Genomic DNA, 15042 nt, shown 5'->3' on the forward strand with positions numbered 1-15042 from the left:
CCATCTGGTCTATACTGAGCCCGTTGGGGGAAGGAACATGAATAATCGCAAGATCGCCGTTTTCGGGGCGGCTTTTTTTCTTGGCACGATCGGCGCCTCGGCCGCGTTCGCCCAGACCTTTCGGAATTATCGCTGCGCGGACGGGACTCAATTCATCGTCGGATTTTTCGAGTATGATTCACGCGCCCATCTGCAGCTCGACGGCAGGGCGGTGACGCTTGGCAAACGTCTTGCTTTTTCCGGTTTGCGCTATTCGGGAAGCGGCGTGACCCTGAAGATGACCAAGGCCGGCATCACCACGCTCAAGCACGCCAAACGGCCGGTAACGGCGTGCGAGCTGACATGAAAAAGGGCCGAAACGTTTTCGTTCCGACCCTTTCTTACTCTCCGAACCGCGCCTGAAGCTTCGAGCGCGTCGCTACCGAACTTATGGCCGGCATCAGTGGTCTCGTCCAGGCTTGGATTCGTCGATGGCTGCCTGGTGGTACCAGCTGCCGCTGCAGGCGGAGTCGCCGGCCTGTGCCGAAGCAACATCCGTGGTCTCGCCGTAGCGACGTCCCCCGAGAGCCGCGCGGCCCCCGGCCGGGAATTGGTAGATCTTGGCAGTTCCTTGATTCAAACTCGAATTCACCATCCCATTTCTCCTTCCGACGGAACGCGAACCCTGATGGTGCGCCCGACTCGTTCTCTTGTGGTTACTAAACGCGATATCGTCCGTGCCCTCCGCGGATGCAAGATGACCAAAAGAGAACCATATGATGGCTAAAACGTAGGCAACTCTGGTTTTGCTTCGTGTGAGGCAATGGGCAGATGACTAACGCTTGAGCCGACAACAAGGTTGCCGGCAAAGGGCGACCTGCTTGACGGTTGTTGCGGGGACCTGCCGCGGCTTTAATCGCGTGGCGGCGTCGCGAGCGAAACTGCCGGAGAATCGGGCTCGGGAGGGGCGCTCGGAGCGAATTTTGGCCGCTGGACACGCGTGCCAACCGCGCTTCTATGTCGCAGCAAAAAAGTGCTCCGGCAGGCTGGACATCCAGGAAACGGCGGCTGCCGCAGTGCAGCGATTGGCACTTTAATTGCTTGGTAAGAATCGGCCGATGGTGGCCGGGTACGCGTGGGGCGACCGATTGGCTTTCGGCACCTCACGTTTTTGCATCATCAACAGAGAGGCTCAATGACGAAATACAAGCTCGAGTATATCTGGCTCGATGGATATACGCCGACACCGAACCTGCGCGGCAAGACGCAGATCAAGGAATTCGATGCGTTCCCGACGCTGGAGCAGCTGCCGCTGTGGGGCTTCGATGGAAGTTCGACCATGCAGGCCGAAGGACATAGCTCCGACTGTGTGCTGAAGCCGGTCGCTGTTTATCCGGACGGCGCGCGCACGAACGGCGCGCTGGTGATGTGCGAAGTCATGATGCCCGACGGCAAGACCCCGCACCCCTCGAACAAGCGCGCCACCATCCTCGACGACGAAGGCGCCTGGTTCGGCTATGAGCAGGAATATTTCTTCTACAAGGACGGCCGCCCGCTCGGCTTCCCCGCCTCTGGCTATCCCGCGCCGCAGGGTCCGTACTACACCGGCGTCGGCTACAAGAACGTCGGCGATATTGCCCGCAAGATGGTGGAAGAGCATCTCGATCTCTGTCTCGCCGCCGGCATCAACCATGAAGGCATCAATGCCGAAGTGGCGAAGGGCCAGTGGGAATTCCAGATCTTCGGCAAGGGCTCCAAGAAAGCCGCTGACGAAATGTGGATGGCCCGCTACCTGATGTTGCGTCTGACCGAGAAGTACGGCGTCGATATCGAATTCCACTGCAAGCCGCTCGGCGATACCGATTGGAACGGCTCCGGCATGCACGCCAACTTCTCCACCACCTATATGCGTGAAGTCGGCGGCAAGGAATATTTCGAGAAGCTGATGGAAGCCTTCAAGACCAACCGCGCTGATCACATCGCGGTCTACGGTCCGGACAACCACATGCGCCTCACCGGCAAGCACGAGACGGCGTCGATCGACACCTTCAGCTACGGCATTGCCGACCGCGGCGCCTCGATCCGCGTTCCGCATTCCTTCGCCAACAACGGCTACAAGGGCTATCTGGAAGACCGCCGCCCGAACTCGCAAGGCGACCCCTACCAGATCGCTTCGCAGATCCTGAAGACGATCGCTTCGGTTCCGACCGGCGCGAAGGCTGCCGCAGCCTAAACATTTCGGCACAGGGCTTGGGTGGGGGCGCCCGGGCTGCAACCTGATCCGTCAAGGCAAAACCGCCTTGACGGATCATTGCGTTTTGATGACGGCGCTTCGAAGATGCGGCGTCAAGGCCGTTCCCCTGCGTTATGAACCGCGCTAGATAGCGGGTCACGCGCTTGCCGGGGACACGGCTATTGTTTGAGGGTTTCTACAAGGTCAGGTTTCAGCTCAACGATACGGTCGGCCGTAGCGTGATGTATGCGCGCGACGGCAAGATGCTCGGCGGCAATTCGGCCTTTGCCCACATCGGCACCTACGAAAAAATCGGCGACGAGATCGCCATCGAGATCAAGACCGTTCGCCATAATCCGGATCCGAATTATCGGGCGATGGCCGGCACCGACGATGCGACGCTGCTGGCGCGGGGCAGGCCGGACGGCGACCTCTATCGCTTCGATGGCCGCCTCAAGGAATTGCCGGGCGCGGTGTTCAGCTCGGTCATGACGCCGATCGAGGAGGAGGCGATACCGATCGCCGGCGGTGTCGGCGAGGGTGGCATCGTCAACGGCCTCTATTCCATTCACATCCGGATGCTGGACGGCGTCGATGGCGGCCTGACCGGCGTGATGCTGCTCAATGACGGCCGCATCCTCGGCGGCGACGCGTCGTTCTATTATCTCGGCACCTACACCTCGGCGAACGGACGCTGGAAGGGACAGATCCTCAATCAGGAGCATACCCCGGCCAGGGGCGAGAACCCCGTGTTCGGCGGCCATGAGGTAGGCATCGGCTTTGCCGGCACTTGCGACGACGAGGGAGCGCTGCTGGACGCCACCGCGCTGGCCGGCAAGCGCAGCCTTCGCCTGACCGCCGTCCTGAAACTGATGCGCCGGGTCTGATCGCCGATGGATAATACCGTGCGCGTGCTCTCGACGCTCGCCCTGAGGGGCGCGGTGCACGGCCTGGCCGGACGCTATGAAGCGGCCGGCGGCGGGCGCATCGATGCCGATTTCGCGCCGACCCTGGCGTTGCTCGATCGGCTGCGCGGCGGAGAGGGGGCTGACGTCGTCATTCTGACCCGCGAGGGGCTTTCGGAACTCGCGGGCGCGGGCTGCGTCGTGGAGGATAGTTGCGTCGACCTGGCACGCTCCTATGTCGGCGTTGCCGTGAAGGCAGGCGCAGCCCATCCCGATATCGCAACCGAAGCTGCGCTGCGCGCGGCGCTGCTCGGCGCCCGTTCAGTGGCGTATTCGCGGATCGGCGCCAGCGGCATCCTGTTCGCGCAATTGATCGAACAATTGGGCATTGCCGCCGAGATCAACGCCCGCGCCGTGATTATTCCGTCGGGCTTTACCGCGGAAAGGCTCGTTGGCGGCGAGGCGGACCTTGCCATCCAGCAGATCAGCGAATTGAAGCAGGTCAGCGGGATCGAAGTCGTCGGACCGATCCCGCACGAGCTGCAAACACCGGCGGTGTTTTCGGCCGGCCGCATGGTGGCTTCGCAGAAGGCCGATCAGGCCGACCGGCTGCTACATTATCTGGCTTCGCCGGAGGTCGCCCCGGTGCTGCGCGGTTGCGGGCTGGAGCCTTGAATTTGCCGGCTCTTCGACGCAACCTGCCGGGCATGTCCAGACGGATTTGCTCCTTTGCGGTCGTTGCGATCGTCGCCATGACGGCGCCGGCGCTGGCCTACGCGCAATCGGCGGACCTCGTTCTGTGCGACCGCGTTGCGGCCGATCCATCCGATCCCGACAAGCCGGCCGACGTGAAGGGCGTGCCCGATATCGCCGCCTCCGACATCGCGACCGCGATCAAATATTGCAAGAACGCCGCCAATGGATCGCGCCGGGCGATGTACCAGCTTGGCCGCGCCTACGCCGCCAACCGGCAAATGCCGGAAGCGATCGCCGCCTGGCGCAAGGCTTCGGACAAGGGATCTACTTCGGCGATGGTCGAACTCGGCGTGCTCTATGGCACCGGCGCCGGCATTGCACGTGACGAAGCGCAGGCGAGAAAACTGTTCGAACGCGCGGCCGAAGCCGGCAATCCCCGGGGAGTCAGCAATCTCGCCGCCCTTGGCGGCGGCGCCGGCGCGACCGCCGATCCCGCGCGCGCCCGCGAATTGTTGTCGAAGGCCGCCGAGACCAATGCCGAGGCGCAGTATCAGCTCGGCATGATGCTGGCGGAGGGCAATGGCGGATCCAGGGACGACGCCGCCGCGCGGGCGCTGTTTGAAAAGGCGGCGGCGCAAAATCACCCCGCAGCACTTGAGCGGATGGGGGCGTTTTCACAGGAAGGCCGTGGCGGACCGAAGGATTCCGATGCCGCCAAGGCCTATTACCAGCGCGCCGCCGCGCTCGGCGACGAGGACGCCAAGAAGGCGCTGGAGCGGATGCGATGTCCTTACGCGATCAAGGACAAGCGCGGCAATGTGGTGACGAATTTGTGCTTCTAGGCCGAGCACGCGGCCGTCCTACTTCATGTAATAGCCGATGTAGTATTTCGCTTTCTGGTAAGTCGTCGTCCGTGAAGAATTCCCAAGTCGTTGATTTAGAATCTGGAAACGGCAGGCTGGGGCAACCGAGTTTGCCGGGAATCGGGTGTGCGGAAGGGGATTCCTTGCAAATTTGATTTGTGATTCACTCGCCTTTGGATGTTTTGGCGGGGGACCAGATGCGACCACGGGAACGGCGGGAGACGGGAGAGCAGGATCTGTTCCGCTCCCGGCTCGACCAGATCATCGACCTGAAGCATCCGCTGGTGGCGCTGGGGCGCACGGTGGATTGGGAGTTCCTGGAACGGGAGTTCGGGGCGGTCTACACGGATGATCCCGGCCGCCCGCCACTGCCGACGCGATTGATGGCGGGGCTGGCGATCCTCAAGCACACCTACGACCTGTCCGACGAGGTGCTGTGCGAGCGCTGGGTCGAGAACCCCTATTACCAGTTCTTCTGCGGCGAGGAGTTCTTCCAGCACCGGCTGGTGTTCGATCGCTCGTCGCTGACGCGCTGGCGCAACCGGATGGGCGAGGAGCGGCTGCAGGCATTGCTGCAGGAGAGCCTGTCGGTGGCCACCAGAACCAAGGCGATCAAGCCGTCCGAGTTGTCACGGGTGATCGTCGATACCACCGTGCAGCCCAAGAACGTGACGTTCCCCACCGACGCGAAGCTTCTGAACCGGGCGCGCGAGAAACTGGTGCGGCTGGCGCAGCGCCACGGGGTAGATTTGCGCCAGTCCTATGCGCGCCTGGGCAAGTTCGCCCTGATCCAGCATCAGCGCTATGCCCACGCCAAGCAGTTCAAGCGTGCCAACCGGATGCTCAAGAAGCTGCGCACCTATCTCGGCCGCGTCATCCGCGACATCGGCCGCAAGATCGAGGGCAACAGCGGGCTCGAAGGGACGTTCGCACAGCTGCTATTGCTGGCGCGGCGCGTGCGCGAGCAGCAGCAACGTCAACGCGGACCGAAGGTCTATTCCCTGCATGCGCCGGAAGTCGAATGCATCGGCAAGGGCAAGGCCCATCGGCCTTACGAGTTCGGCGTCAAGGTCAGCGTTGCCACCACCCTCAAGCACTGCAAGGGCGGCCAGTTCGTCACCCATGTGAAGGCGCTGCCCGGCAATCCATATGATGGCCACACCTTGGAAACCGTGATCCCGGACATGGAAGCGCTCGTCGGCAACACCATCGCGCGCATCCTCGCCGACAAGGGCTACCGCGGCCACAATGCGCCGCCCGATTACAAGTTCAGGGTCTTCATCTCGGGGCAAAAGCGAGGGGTGACGCCGCAGATCAAGCGCGAACTCCGCCGCAGGTCCGCCGTCGAGCCCGTCATCGGCCATCTCAAAGCCGAGCACCGCATGGGCCGCAACTATCTCTGGTTCCGGCGCGGCGACGCCAACAACGCCGTCCTCGCCGCCGTCGGCTACAACTTCCGCCGCCTGATCCGCTGGCTCAGGATTTTGTTGCGCCAAATCCTGGCCGCTCTCTTCGCCGCGCCGTCGACCAATCCAGTCTGAAATCAGGGTTCTTCACGGACGACTAAGTCCGTTGCAGGTAGCCGGGATTTTTCCTTGCAGCGAGTTCGACCGCGCGCTCGATCCGTTCGCCAAAATCGCCGTGCGCTTCCTCATAATATCTGAAGCAGTCGTCGTCGAGCTTCACCGCGGCAATGATCGCGGTCTTGACATCGGCGTCGCCGGCCGTGGGATGCGCGCGTTTCAGCCGGCCGAAGGTCCGTCCATCCTCGGCATGATCGTGGTCGTGTTTCATCTTTGCCATGATCTCCGCCATCGGCCGCGCGGCGGCAGCGGCGTGCTCTTCGGCGGTCATCGGCTGACCCTCGAGCGTATCCAGCCGCGCGCTCTGCCGCCACAGCGCGTAAGCCGCGTCTTGCAGCGGCAGCCGAGCGGCTTCGGCTAAAATTTTCTCCACTTCCGTCATCGCGCTGTTGGATATCGATGCGAACATGAACCTTGGTCGACCGCGCGTGCTCGCGGGTTCGAACCCGGTTGCGCGAAAATGCATCTGCTGTCGGGGAACGCATTCGCGCCGTTTCGGCGCGCCGAAGGAGAGGCGCTCCCCTAAGATTGATCAATATTTGAAATACACGCTTGACGATTGCGACGTTACGGTATTCTCCTAACCGCAGGAGGGCACCGATATGAAAAATGCTGTGCTGGCGGTATTCACGTTCATCGCAATGCTGGGTGCGAGTGCGCCGCTCCGGGCGGCCACGGTGCATCCGTTTGAGGCGCCTCCAACGCTGAGCGAACCTGGCCCGCGGCTGGCGCCGCAGGCGCTGGGCGGCGCGCCCGCTCCCTGCAATCCGCAGGGGTCGATGTCACGGAACGGCTCGATCGTGTCGGTGGAACTCGATTTCGTGCTCGCGCAATTCAAGATCAACAACCCCGATCCGACCGATCCGCAGCCGAATGGAGAAGATCCTGTCCAGTTGCGCTCCTATGGCGGATGCAAGTCCGGTCCGGTGATCGATGTCAGGCCTGGTGACACCTTGCGGGTCGATTTGAAGAACGGGACCGCCAAGAGCGACCCAAGCTGCTGGGACAGTCCGCCGACAGGATTAAGCCTGCCGTTCGGAGTCGGCTGCTTCAACACCACCAATCTGCATACCCATGGCCTGCACGTCTCCCCCGCAGGCAATAGTGACAATGTGCTGCTGAATATCGCTCCGCAATCGCGGTTCCCCTATGAAATCAACATTCCCGCGGATCATCCCGCCGGCACGTTCTGGTACCATGCGCACCGCCATGGTTCGACCGCCGTCAACGTTGCGAGCGGAGCCTCCGGCGTTATCCTGATACGCGGCAATCGGCCGTATGCGCCGCCAACCCCGGCTAACCCGCATCCGATCGCGGATATCGATACCGTGCTTCACACCGCCGCCGGCGCCCCGCTGACCGAGCAGGTATTTCTGTTCCAGCAAATCGCCTATGCCTGTTTCGCGGTTCAGAAAAACGATCAGGGCGGCCCTTGGCAGCAGCTCTACACCACTGCGGGTCTCTATAACGTCAACAGCTCCGGTGCGTCGACGTCTGCGCCCTGGGTCTGTCCCTTGTCGACACCGCAAAATCAGGTCAGTCCCGGCGCCGTTGAAAATTTCGCGTTGCAGCTGGACTCGGCGACCATCTGGGACACCAACGGACGCTTCACCAGCATCAACGGCGTCGTCCAGCCGACGATCACATTGCCCGCGGGGCAGATTCAACGCTGGCGGTTCGTCCATGCCGGCATCCATGACACCATCAATCTGCAGGTGGTGCGCGCGAGTCCGGTTGGTGCGACCAATCTCATTGCCGCGTCCGCGCTCAGCGGCAATCGTCTGCAGCAAAAGGCCGACCTGCTGACCGCGTGCAACGCGACGGCGGGGACGCTGATACCGCAGTTCGAGATTGCCACCGACGGACTGACGCGGGCGAAGCTGCGCGAGATTCGTGCGCAGCCGGTGGGAGGAGGTCTGCTCGAGTCGAATTACCTTCAGCCGGGATACCGCAGCGACATCCTGGTCGCGTTCCCGTCCGAAGGCGATTATTGCCTGCTCGATCAGGCAGCCCCGCCGGCGCAGAGGGTCATCAACGGAAGCGGCAAGGGCGGCGGGCAAGGACCTTCAAACCCGCAGCTGCTGGCTTACGTCCACGTCAGGGGCGGGCAGGCAGTGACGGTGAACCTAAAGGACTATGTCGAACAGGCGTTGTTTGACGTCAATCCGCAGTTGCCGGCTCCCGTTCGTGACGGGTTGCGCGCGGGCGATCTCCGTCCCTGGGCGCCGTTCGAAGATCTGCCACCGGCGACAAATCCCGACGTTCAACAAGCCGCGTTTTCTATCAGCTTTACGCAGGATCAGGGCCTGCACTTCCAGGTCAACGGCAAATCCTACGATCCGGATGTCGTCAATATCACGCGGCAGGTCAACACGTCGGATGACTGGCTGCTGACGGCGCAGGGCGAGCCGCACATCTTCCACATCCACGTCAACCCGTTCCAGGTCATCGACGTGACCACGACCAACGCAACCGGCCAGCAAGTGTCCATTTTCGACAAGGACGGCAATTGCACCGCGGTGGCTGGCGAGGACCAGGGACAGTTAGCCAGCCAGTATTGCGGGATGTATCACACCTTCCGCGACACGATCTTTGTCGAGAACAATTATCAGGTCCACATCAGGACCCGATACGACCGATACATCGGCGAGTATGTCCTGCATTGCCACATCCTCGACCACGAGGACAGCGGCATGATGCTCAACATCGCCATCGTTCCCGATCTGAGTGCAGCGGGCGGTGGACTGGGTATGGTGATGAAACACAATGCGTCAGCGACGCCGTCGATGACGATGCCGATGCAGATGCCGATGCCGATGCAAATGAAGCATTAGGTCGGTTCGACGGCTCATTTGCCGAAAGGAGCCGGCGCCGGAGGCGCCGGCCAAGCGCGTAAATCCGGCTTGGGGGCACCCGGCGCTGAGGGTGTGGCGGGCGCGATGGGGTTGCGGAATGGTTCCCCCGTGATGGTTCGGGCTTTCGCTGCGACGCAACATGGATTAAGAGCGGCCGCAAGCTCTTAATCCATTCAGGCCCCCATGATCCGTCTCGATAACGTCAGCAAGCAAGTCGGCCACCAGATTCTCTTCATCGAAGCCTCCGCGGCGCTCCAGAAGGGCGAAAAGATCGGTCTCGTCGGTCCCAACGGGGCCGGCAAGACCACGCTTTTCCGGATGATCTCGGGCCAGGAACATCCCGACGAGGGCCAGGTCGCACTCGATCGGGGCATCACGATCGGCTATTTCAGCCAGGATGTCGGCGAGATGTCCGGCCGCAGCGCGGTGGCCGAGGTGATGGACGGCGCCGGCCCCGTCAGCCTCGTCGCAGCCGAGCTGAAAGAACTCGAGGCCGCGATGGCCGATCCGGACCGCGCCGACGACATGGAAGATATCATCGCGCGCTACGGCGAAGTGCAGGGGCGTTTCGAGGAACTCGACGGCTACGCCCTGGACGGAAGGGCGCGCGAGGCGCTGTCGGGTCTGGGTTTCAGCGAGGAGATGATGGAGGGCGACGTCGGCGCGCTGTCGGGCGGTTGGAAGATGCGCGTGGCGCTGGCGCGCATCCTCCTGATGCGTCCCGACGTCATGCTGCTGGACGAGCCGAGCAACCATCTCGATCTCGAGAGCCTGATCTGGCTGGAGCAGTTCTTGCGGGGCTATGAGGGCGCACTGCTGATGACCTCGCACGACCGCGAGTTCATCAATCGCATCATCAACAAGGTCGTCGAGATCGACGGTGGCACGCTGACGACCTATTCCGGCAATTACGAATTCTACGAGCAGCAGCGCGCGCTGAACGAAAAGCAGCAGCAGGCCCAGTTCGAGCGCCAGCAGGCGATGCTCGCCAAGGAAATCAAGTTCATCGAGCGCTTCAAGGCGCGGGCCTCGCATGCCGCCCAGGTGCAGAGCCGGGTCAAGAAGCTCGACAAGATCGAGCGCGTCGAACCGCCGAAGCGCCGCCAGACCGTGGCATTCGATTTTCTGCCGGCGCCGCGCTCCGGCGAGGACGTCGTCAGCCTCAAAAACGTCCACAAGGGCTACGGCTCCAGAAGCATCTATGAGGGGCTGGACTTCATGATCCGCCGCAGGGAGCGCTGGTGCGTGATGGGCATCAACGGCGCCGGCAAGTCGACGCTGCTGAAGCTGGTGGCGGGCTCGACCGAGCCGGACGACGGAACGGTGGCGGTCGGCGGCAGCGTGAAGATGGGTTACTTTGCGCAGCACGCGATGGATCTTTTGGACGGCGAGCGCACCGTGTTCCAGTGGCTGGAGGATTCCTTTCCGCAGGCCGGCCAGGGATCGCTGCGCGCGCTGGCCGGCTGCTTCGGCTTCTCCGGCGACGACGTCGAGAAGAAATGCCGGGTGCTGTCGGGCGGCGAGAAGGCGCGACTGGTCATGGCGCAGATGCTGTTCGATCCGCCGAACTTTCTGGTGCTGGACGAGCCCACCAACCATCTCGATCTCGCGACCAAGGAAATGCTGATCACGGCGCTGTCGGAATACGAGGGCACCATGCTGTTCGTCTCCCACGACCGGCATTTTCTGGCCGCACTCTCCAACCGCGTGCTGGAGCTGACGCCGGAGGGCCCGCATCAATATGGCGGCGGCTATTCGGAATATGTCGCGCGCACCGGGCAGGAAGCCCCGGGCTTGCGGAGCTGAAGCGCTTTGAGCCCGTAGCCCGGATGGAGCGAAGCGCGATCACGGCTACGAACATTTCGCATTGCTGCCCTTGGCTTGACGTCCGGACGTCGCCCGCTACGCTGCCGCGAAAAACCGGGAGCGAAACGAAAAAATGAAGCAGATCAGGATCGGCGACATCACCATCGACGCGGTGATCGAGCGCGAGGGGCCGTGGCGGCGGCCGCAGGATTTCTTCCCGGCCTATGACGAGGCCGTTTTCAAGCATCATTTGCCCGCCATGGAGCCGGAGGTGTTCGACACCGCGCTCGGCATGATGGTCATCACCTACCAGACCTTCGTGGTCCGCACGCCGCGCCACATCATCCTGGTCGACACCTGTACCGGCGAGGACAAGGGCCATCCGCCGCCGTTCGATTTTCCGGGCAAGGAGCGCTGGCGCAACGAGCTGTTCGCGCTCGGCATCGGCTACGAGCAGGTCGACTATGTGTTCTGCACCCATCTTCATATCGACCATACCGGCTGGAACACGACGCTGCGCGACGGCCGCTGGGTGCCGACATTCCCGAATGCGAAATACGTGTTTCACAAAAGGGAATATGCGGTGTGGGAAGCGGAATATGCCAAGGGCGCCAATCCGCCCGGCAAGGTTTTCCGCGACAATTGTCTGCCAATCGTGGAAGCGGGGCAGGCGCTGCTGGTCGATGACGATTACGCGCTCGACGACACCGTCACGCTGACGCCGACGCCGGGGCACTCGCCCTGCCATTGCTGCGTCAACATTTTCTCGCGCGGCAAGCGCGCGGTGGTGGCCGGCGACCTCATGCATCACGTGATCCAGTGCCGCGAACCTGACTGGTCGGCGAAGCCGGACTGGGATGCAAAGCAGTCAGCAGCGTCGCGCCGCAAATTTTTTGCTTCCGTGGTGGGCACCGATACGCTGATCCTGCCGATCCATTTCCCGACACCGACCGTGGGCCTGATCACCGCGGACGGCGATCGCTTCAACTATCGGTTCAAGCGGGAGTAGCCGAGCGGGGAAGCCATCATCTGCTCAGCGCGACTTCCCTGAACGCCTCGACGAGCGACCGCTCCAGCTTGCCATGCATTCCCAACAGGATTTCGTAAGCCTTTTCCCGGGGCATGGTTGGCTTGTAGGTTCGCTGCTCGATCAGGGCTGCGAAGATGTCGGATATGGTCAACATCCGGACGATGTCCTTGATGCTTTCGGCGCAAAGGGCGTCCGGATATCCACTTCCATCGAGGAATTCGTGATGATGCCTGACGGCATCGAGAATTTCCGGCGAGATACCCGCGTTTCCCTTCAGCGCCTCGTAACCCGCTCCCGGATGGGTTTCGATCAGGGCGCGTTCCTCGGGATCGAGGCGCCCGGGCTTGTCGAGCACGGCGAGCGGAATCAGCGCCTTGCCGATGTCGTGAAACATCGCGGCTGAATACAAGCGCTCGATGTCGGCCCTCGCCATGCCGAGGCTCAAGCCAAAGTCGATGGTTATTCCGGTCACCAGGAGGCAGTGCTGATAGGTGCCCTCGTGGTGACGGCGAACCGTCGTCAGCCAGTTCGACAGGCCGTTCTCGCCGACACTCTCGGCGATCTTGCTGCCGGCGTTTTTCGCGCCCCTGACATCGACCGGGGCGCCGCTTAATACGGCCGAGAACATCGAGGCGATGCTGGCGGCGCCGGCCGATGCCGCCTCCTGTCCGATCAACCCGATCTCATCCCGGGTTGTCGCAATGGCGTCGCCATCGGCGAGCTTCGCCAGCAATTGCGTTTGGCTGACGGGGTTTCTGAGGACGTGCGTCGCCCCCAGCGCATAGGCCTGGACGACCGACAGACGTCCCTTTCGATCGGTGAGAAAAATTCGCTTGGTTACGTGTTTTAGTTTTCCGGATACCGCTTTCAACGCTGAAATATTCTCAACCTTGCCCAGATCGGCAGCAACAACGACGGCGTCGATGCCATTGTGACGCAGGCTCGCTCCACCGAGCAATTCCGACGTTACGGCATGCTGCTGATCGAGCATCCTGGACAGCGCGGAAAGCCTGTCACGCGTATCAGCTATGACGTGAACGGACATAACAATTGGTCCCGAGGTCTGGTTGCGGTCCGTCCGCGCTGCGGCTTGTGTGGCCGCCCGGGTTTCCTTGCGTAAGAAAACGTTCGAGATCGGCGCAAATATTGAGCGCCGTGTCTTCGCTGAGTTCGAATTTCACCGCCGAACCGAAGGTATCAATCTCGATAATTCCGCGCAGCGGTTCTGCCGAAACGGTCGATATGGAAAAGTCGGTGATCTTGCGTAGACCGCGCATCAAGTAAGCCCTTTCTCTTCATCAATTCCAAAACGATGCCCCGTCCTGCGGAGCCTCGTGTAGCCAAACCAATGCCTCGCGCACTCCAAGACGGATAAGCCTCTCCTGCCTGATCGAGGACGGGCCGCCGTCCGAAAGATAAAGAATGAAACCCTTTTCATCCCGAAACAACGCTTCCAGCGCGTTGCCGGGTGCGAGAGATTGGACGTCGAGAAATGGAATAGTTCGCGAAGCAATCATTTGCATTTGAGTTCACCGCCTTATCAATGGAACATGAGGGGCGTGTATCGTTAGGTTGCAGCGACGGGCCGTCCCCGGGCCTTTGTCTTGATCTCGATGAATCGAACGCCGACCTCGGACCCGTCGACCCGGATGAGTTCGCATCGCCGGAATGCCAATCCCGTCGAGGATAGCAGCAGAAAAAATTCCTTGGCTTGAAGGACCTCAAGCGTTCCATCGACATCAAGTCGGGCGCCGGTTGAAGAAACATCGAGGAGCAGGCAGCTCCTTCGCCAAGTGCCGTCGACACCCATGAGGTTGACGGGGCGTTTGTGCTCGAGGCGGACGCGCTCGGATTTTCGATCGCCAAACGGCACTATTTTGCTCCGGCCATTGCGAGTGCTTTGCCCGTCGAATTGATTTCCATTTCAAGGTCATGGACGGACCCGAAGCGGATCGTTCGCTGCGCAACGGACAGGGGGAGCGCCTCGAAGGCCTCTCTGCGGCGCTCAATGTCCTCGGGCGAGATCGCCTGGGCGCCGCATCGATGGCGGATGACCGCAAATGTCGTCGTCCAGTTTAGCCGCGCGGCCCGGCAGGCAACGATGAGCCCACAGGGGTCGGTTTTTTCCACGATGGCCTCGATGGTTTCGATTGCGGCATCGCTGAGCAGCGATAGTGCCGCAATGAGGTTTGCACGCTCCCCTCGCACAGCAAAGCGGTTGACGGAAGAGTCGTTTAGCTTTCCAGCTTTGTTGAGCGCAAGCACCGTGGATTTCGGGCCTGAGTAATCAATTGGCTTAGGGGTCTTCGTGCCGATTTCAGTTTCTATGCTCTCAATGGTGGCCTCAATCGCTCCGTTCGCCCCGGGCGGGGCGACTCTAAGGAGCCGGGCTCGGCCCGCCTTGGTTGTTCCTGCAAGGAGTTCTCGAAGCATTTCAACCGGCATGTCAGGCCGAAGTACTAATGAGTCCGCAATGTCGTCATCGCGTTTTGCGGCGGCGACCAGCGCCAAATAACCCGTGCTTGAAAACCGAGCACCGGCATTCGTCGCAAGCAGACGGCGGGCAGTGGTGTCGCAGCGCTTCAGCAGTACATCGGTGAGCGATTCACTGAGTCGTTTTCGTCCCGAAATTGCGAGGAGATGTTGCTGGCTCCGGTTATCGGCGATCTCGATGAGGTCACGCTCTGGAAGCGAGTCGGATCCGCGCAGCACGGGCGCGGCAACCAGCGCCTCCTCGTGTCGGGCAAGACGGCGGATCGATTCCTTTGGCGCCGACTGCAGATCGGCGAGGGTTCTGCTGAGATGCACGAGCGTCTGCACCTCAATGCATGCCATCAGCCGGGTCAGGACCTCATCGAAAACGGCGACCTGAGACTCGTTCAGCCGGTCGGCGCCCGCGAGAAACAGGTTCGTTATCTGCCGCAGCATTTGACAGCGGCGCGCCGGCGATCCGCCTTCAATGGCGCGATCAAGTTCGGAAATAAAATCGTTCGAGGCGTGAATGGGCATCCGCGGCACCAATTCTTGTTCCGCTGCGGAACGAAAACTGTTCCGACCATCGAATTAGGCGTCACAATTATTAATGCGCCCAT

General features: G+C 61.8%; 16 protein-coding genes. 9 read left to right on the plus strand and 7 right to left on the minus strand.

The genetic code is table 11. From position 1 onward, the window contains the following. Nucleotides 1–37 precede the first annotated feature (37 nt). Nucleotides 38–346: an MliC family protein gene (locus tag NL528_RS20530; protein WP_309184997.1), complete on the plus strand. Its 309-nt coding sequence runs from the start codon at nucleotides 38–40 to the stop codon at nucleotides 344–346. 93 nt (nucleotides 347–439) lie between these two features. Here the strand turns inward: NL528_RS20530 and NL528_RS20535 are convergent, their stop codons facing one another. Next, nucleotides 440–634 carry a DUF2735 domain-containing protein gene (locus NL528_RS20535; protein WP_309184475.1) on the minus strand — a complete coding sequence of 65 codons (195 nt, stop codon included), beginning with the start codon at nucleotides 632–634 and terminating at the stop codon, nucleotides 440–442. Nucleotides 635–1174: 540 nt separating this feature from the next. Between NL528_RS20535 and NL528_RS20540 the strand changes: the two genes are divergently transcribed. The 5 genes from NL528_RS20540 to NL528_RS20560 all read left to right on the plus strand — a co-directional run bounded on the left by NL528_RS20540 (nucleotide 1175) and on the right by NL528_RS20560 (nucleotide 6217). Further along, a complete protein-coding gene (locus NL528_RS20540; protein ID WP_309184476.1) occupies nucleotides 1175–2212 on the plus strand; it encodes a glutamine synthetase beta-grasp domain-containing protein in 1038 nt (345 codons plus the stop codon). Between the two features lie 182 nt (nucleotides 2213–2394). Beyond that, on the plus strand, nucleotides 2395–3099 hold the full coding sequence (locus tag NL528_RS20545; RefSeq protein ID WP_309184477.1) for a GrlR family regulatory protein: 705 nt from the start codon (nucleotides 2395–2397) through the stop codon (nucleotides 3097–3099). A 6-nt stretch (nucleotides 3100–3105) separates the two neighbouring features. Next, the gene (locus NL528_RS20550) at nucleotides 3106–3792 is read left to right on the plus strand and encodes a substrate-binding domain-containing protein (RefSeq protein WP_309184478.1); all 687 of its coding nucleotides are present in this window, start codon (nucleotides 3106–3108) and stop codon (nucleotides 3790–3792) included. A 32-nt stretch (nucleotides 3793–3824) separates the two neighbouring features. Continuing rightward, the gene (locus NL528_RS20555) at nucleotides 3825–4655 is read left to right on the plus strand and encodes a tetratricopeptide repeat protein (protein WP_375144064.1); all 831 of its coding nucleotides are present in this window, start codon (nucleotides 3825–3827) and stop codon (nucleotides 4653–4655) included. 218 nt (nucleotides 4656–4873) lie between these two features. Then, nucleotides 4874–6217, plus strand: coding sequence for an IS5 family transposase (locus NL528_RS20560; RefSeq protein ID WP_309184479.1), 1344 nt, complete (start codon nucleotides 4874–4876; stop codon nucleotides 6215–6217). A gap of 22 nt (nucleotides 6218–6239) precedes the next feature. Here the strand turns inward: NL528_RS20560 and NL528_RS20565 are convergent, their stop codons facing one another. Then, nucleotides 6240–6668, minus strand: coding sequence for a hypothetical protein (locus NL528_RS20565; protein ID WP_309184480.1), 429 nt, complete (start codon nucleotides 6666–6668; stop codon nucleotides 6240–6242). A gap of 193 nt (nucleotides 6669–6861) precedes the next feature. On the opposite strand from NL528_RS20565, the gene NL528_RS20570 reads away from it, so the two are divergent. From NL528_RS20570 to NL528_RS20580, 3 genes are all read left to right on the plus strand, one after another. Next, the gene (locus NL528_RS20570; RefSeq protein WP_309184481.1) at nucleotides 6862–9093 is read left to right on the plus strand and encodes a multicopper oxidase domain-containing protein; all 2232 of its coding nucleotides are present in this window, start codon (nucleotides 6862–6864) and stop codon (nucleotides 9091–9093) included. Nucleotides 9094–9297: 204 nt separating this feature from the next. Continuing rightward, complete coding sequence (locus NL528_RS20575) at nucleotides 9298–10920, plus strand: ABC-F family ATP-binding cassette domain-containing protein (RefSeq protein ID WP_309184482.1); 1623 nt, start codon at nucleotides 9298–9300, stop codon at nucleotides 10918–10920. A gap of 133 nt (nucleotides 10921–11053) precedes the next feature. Next, complete coding sequence (locus NL528_RS20580; RefSeq protein ID WP_309184483.1) at nucleotides 11054–11929, plus strand: MBL fold metallo-hydrolase; 876 nt, start codon at nucleotides 11054–11056, stop codon at nucleotides 11927–11929. Between the two features lie 16 nt (nucleotides 11930–11945). On the opposite strand, the gene NL528_RS20585 is transcribed toward NL528_RS20580, so the two are convergent. From NL528_RS20585 to NL528_RS20605, 5 genes are read right to left on the minus strand one after another with little or no spacing between them, the layout of a single operon-like run. Continuing rightward, nucleotides 11946–12995, minus strand: coding sequence for an HD domain-containing phosphohydrolase (locus NL528_RS20585; RefSeq protein ID WP_309184484.1), 1050 nt, complete (start codon nucleotides 12993–12995; stop codon nucleotides 11946–11948). Beyond that, the gene (locus NL528_RS20590; RefSeq protein WP_309184485.1) at nucleotides 12973–13227 is read right to left on the minus strand and encodes a hypothetical protein; all 255 of its coding nucleotides are present in this window, start codon (nucleotides 13225–13227) and stop codon (nucleotides 12973–12975) included. Before NL528_RS20590 ends, NL528_RS20585 begins: the two co-directional genes overlap by 23 nt. 21 nt (nucleotides 13228–13248) lie before the next feature. Continuing rightward, nucleotides 13249–13473 (minus strand): hypothetical protein, encoded by a 225-nt coding sequence (locus NL528_RS20595; RefSeq protein WP_309184486.1) that lies wholly within the window; start codon nucleotides 13471–13473, stop codon nucleotides 13249–13251. Nucleotides 13474–13517: 44 nt separating this feature from the next. Beyond that, entirely contained in the window at nucleotides 13518–13823 is a 306-nt protein-coding gene (locus NL528_RS20600) for a PilZ domain-containing protein (protein WP_309184487.1), read from the minus strand. Next, nucleotides 13823–14959 carry a DUF2336 domain-containing protein gene (locus NL528_RS20605; protein WP_309184488.1) on the minus strand — a complete coding sequence of 379 codons (1137 nt, stop codon included), beginning with the start codon at nucleotides 14957–14959 and terminating at the stop codon, nucleotides 13823–13825. The genes NL528_RS20600 and NL528_RS20605 overlap by 1 nt, the downstream gene beginning before the upstream one ends. Between the last annotated feature and the right edge of the window lie 83 nt (nucleotides 14960–15042).

It is taken from the genome of Bradyrhizobium sp. Ash2021, assembly GCF_031202265.1.
Taxonomy (GTDB): domain Bacteria; phylum Pseudomonadota; class Alphaproteobacteria; order Rhizobiales; family Xanthobacteraceae; genus Bradyrhizobium.

Excerpts from the sequence above, each read along its gene's own strand:
- NL528_RS20565 (WP_309184480.1), bottom strand. The coding sequence starts at position 6,668 with ATGTTCGCATCGATATCCAACAGCGCGATGACGGAAGTGGAGAAAATT.
- NL528_RS20580 (WP_309184483.1), top strand. The coding sequence starts at position 11,054 with ATGAAGCAGATCAGGATCGGCGACATCACCATCGACGCGGTGATCGAG.
- NL528_RS20550 (WP_309184478.1), top strand. The coding sequence starts at position 3,106 with ATGGATAATACCGTGCGCGTGCTCTCGACGCTCGCCCTGAGGGGCGCG.
- NL528_RS20605 (WP_309184488.1), bottom strand. The coding sequence starts at position 14,959 with ATGCCCATTCACGCCTCGAACGATTTTATTTCCGAACTTGATCGCGCC.
- NL528_RS20555 (WP_375144064.1), top strand. The coding sequence starts at position 3,825 with ATGTCCAGACGGATTTGCTCCTTTGCGGTCGTTGCGATCGTCGCCATG.
- NL528_RS20575 (WP_309184482.1), top strand. The coding sequence starts at position 9,298 with ATGATCCGTCTCGATAACGTCAGCAAGCAAGTCGGCCACCAGATTCTC.
- NL528_RS20535 (WP_309184475.1), bottom strand. The coding sequence starts at position 634 with ATGGTGAATTCGAGTTTGAATCAAGGAACTGCCAAGATCTACCAATTC.
- NL528_RS20595 (WP_309184486.1), bottom strand. The coding sequence starts at position 13,473 with ATGCAAATGATTGCTTCGCGAACTATTCCATTTCTCGACGTCCAATCT.
- NL528_RS20560 (WP_309184479.1), top strand. The coding sequence starts at position 4,874 with ATGCGACCACGGGAACGGCGGGAGACGGGAGAGCAGGATCTGTTCCGC.
- NL528_RS20540 (WP_309184476.1), top strand. The coding sequence starts at position 1,175 with ATGACGAAATACAAGCTCGAGTATATCTGGCTCGATGGATATACGCCG.
- NL528_RS20530 (WP_309184997.1), top strand. The coding sequence starts at position 38 with ATGAATAATCGCAAGATCGCCGTTTTCGGGGCGGCTTTTTTTCTTGGC.
- NL528_RS20590 (WP_309184485.1), bottom strand. The coding sequence starts at position 13,227 with ATGCGCGGTCTACGCAAGATCACCGACTTTTCCATATCGACCGTTTCG.
- NL528_RS20570 (WP_309184481.1), top strand. The coding sequence starts at position 6,862 with ATGAAAAATGCTGTGCTGGCGGTATTCACGTTCATCGCAATGCTGGGT.
- NL528_RS20585 (WP_309184484.1), bottom strand. The coding sequence starts at position 12,995 with ATGTCCGTTCACGTCATAGCTGATACGCGTGACAGGCTTTCCGCGCTG.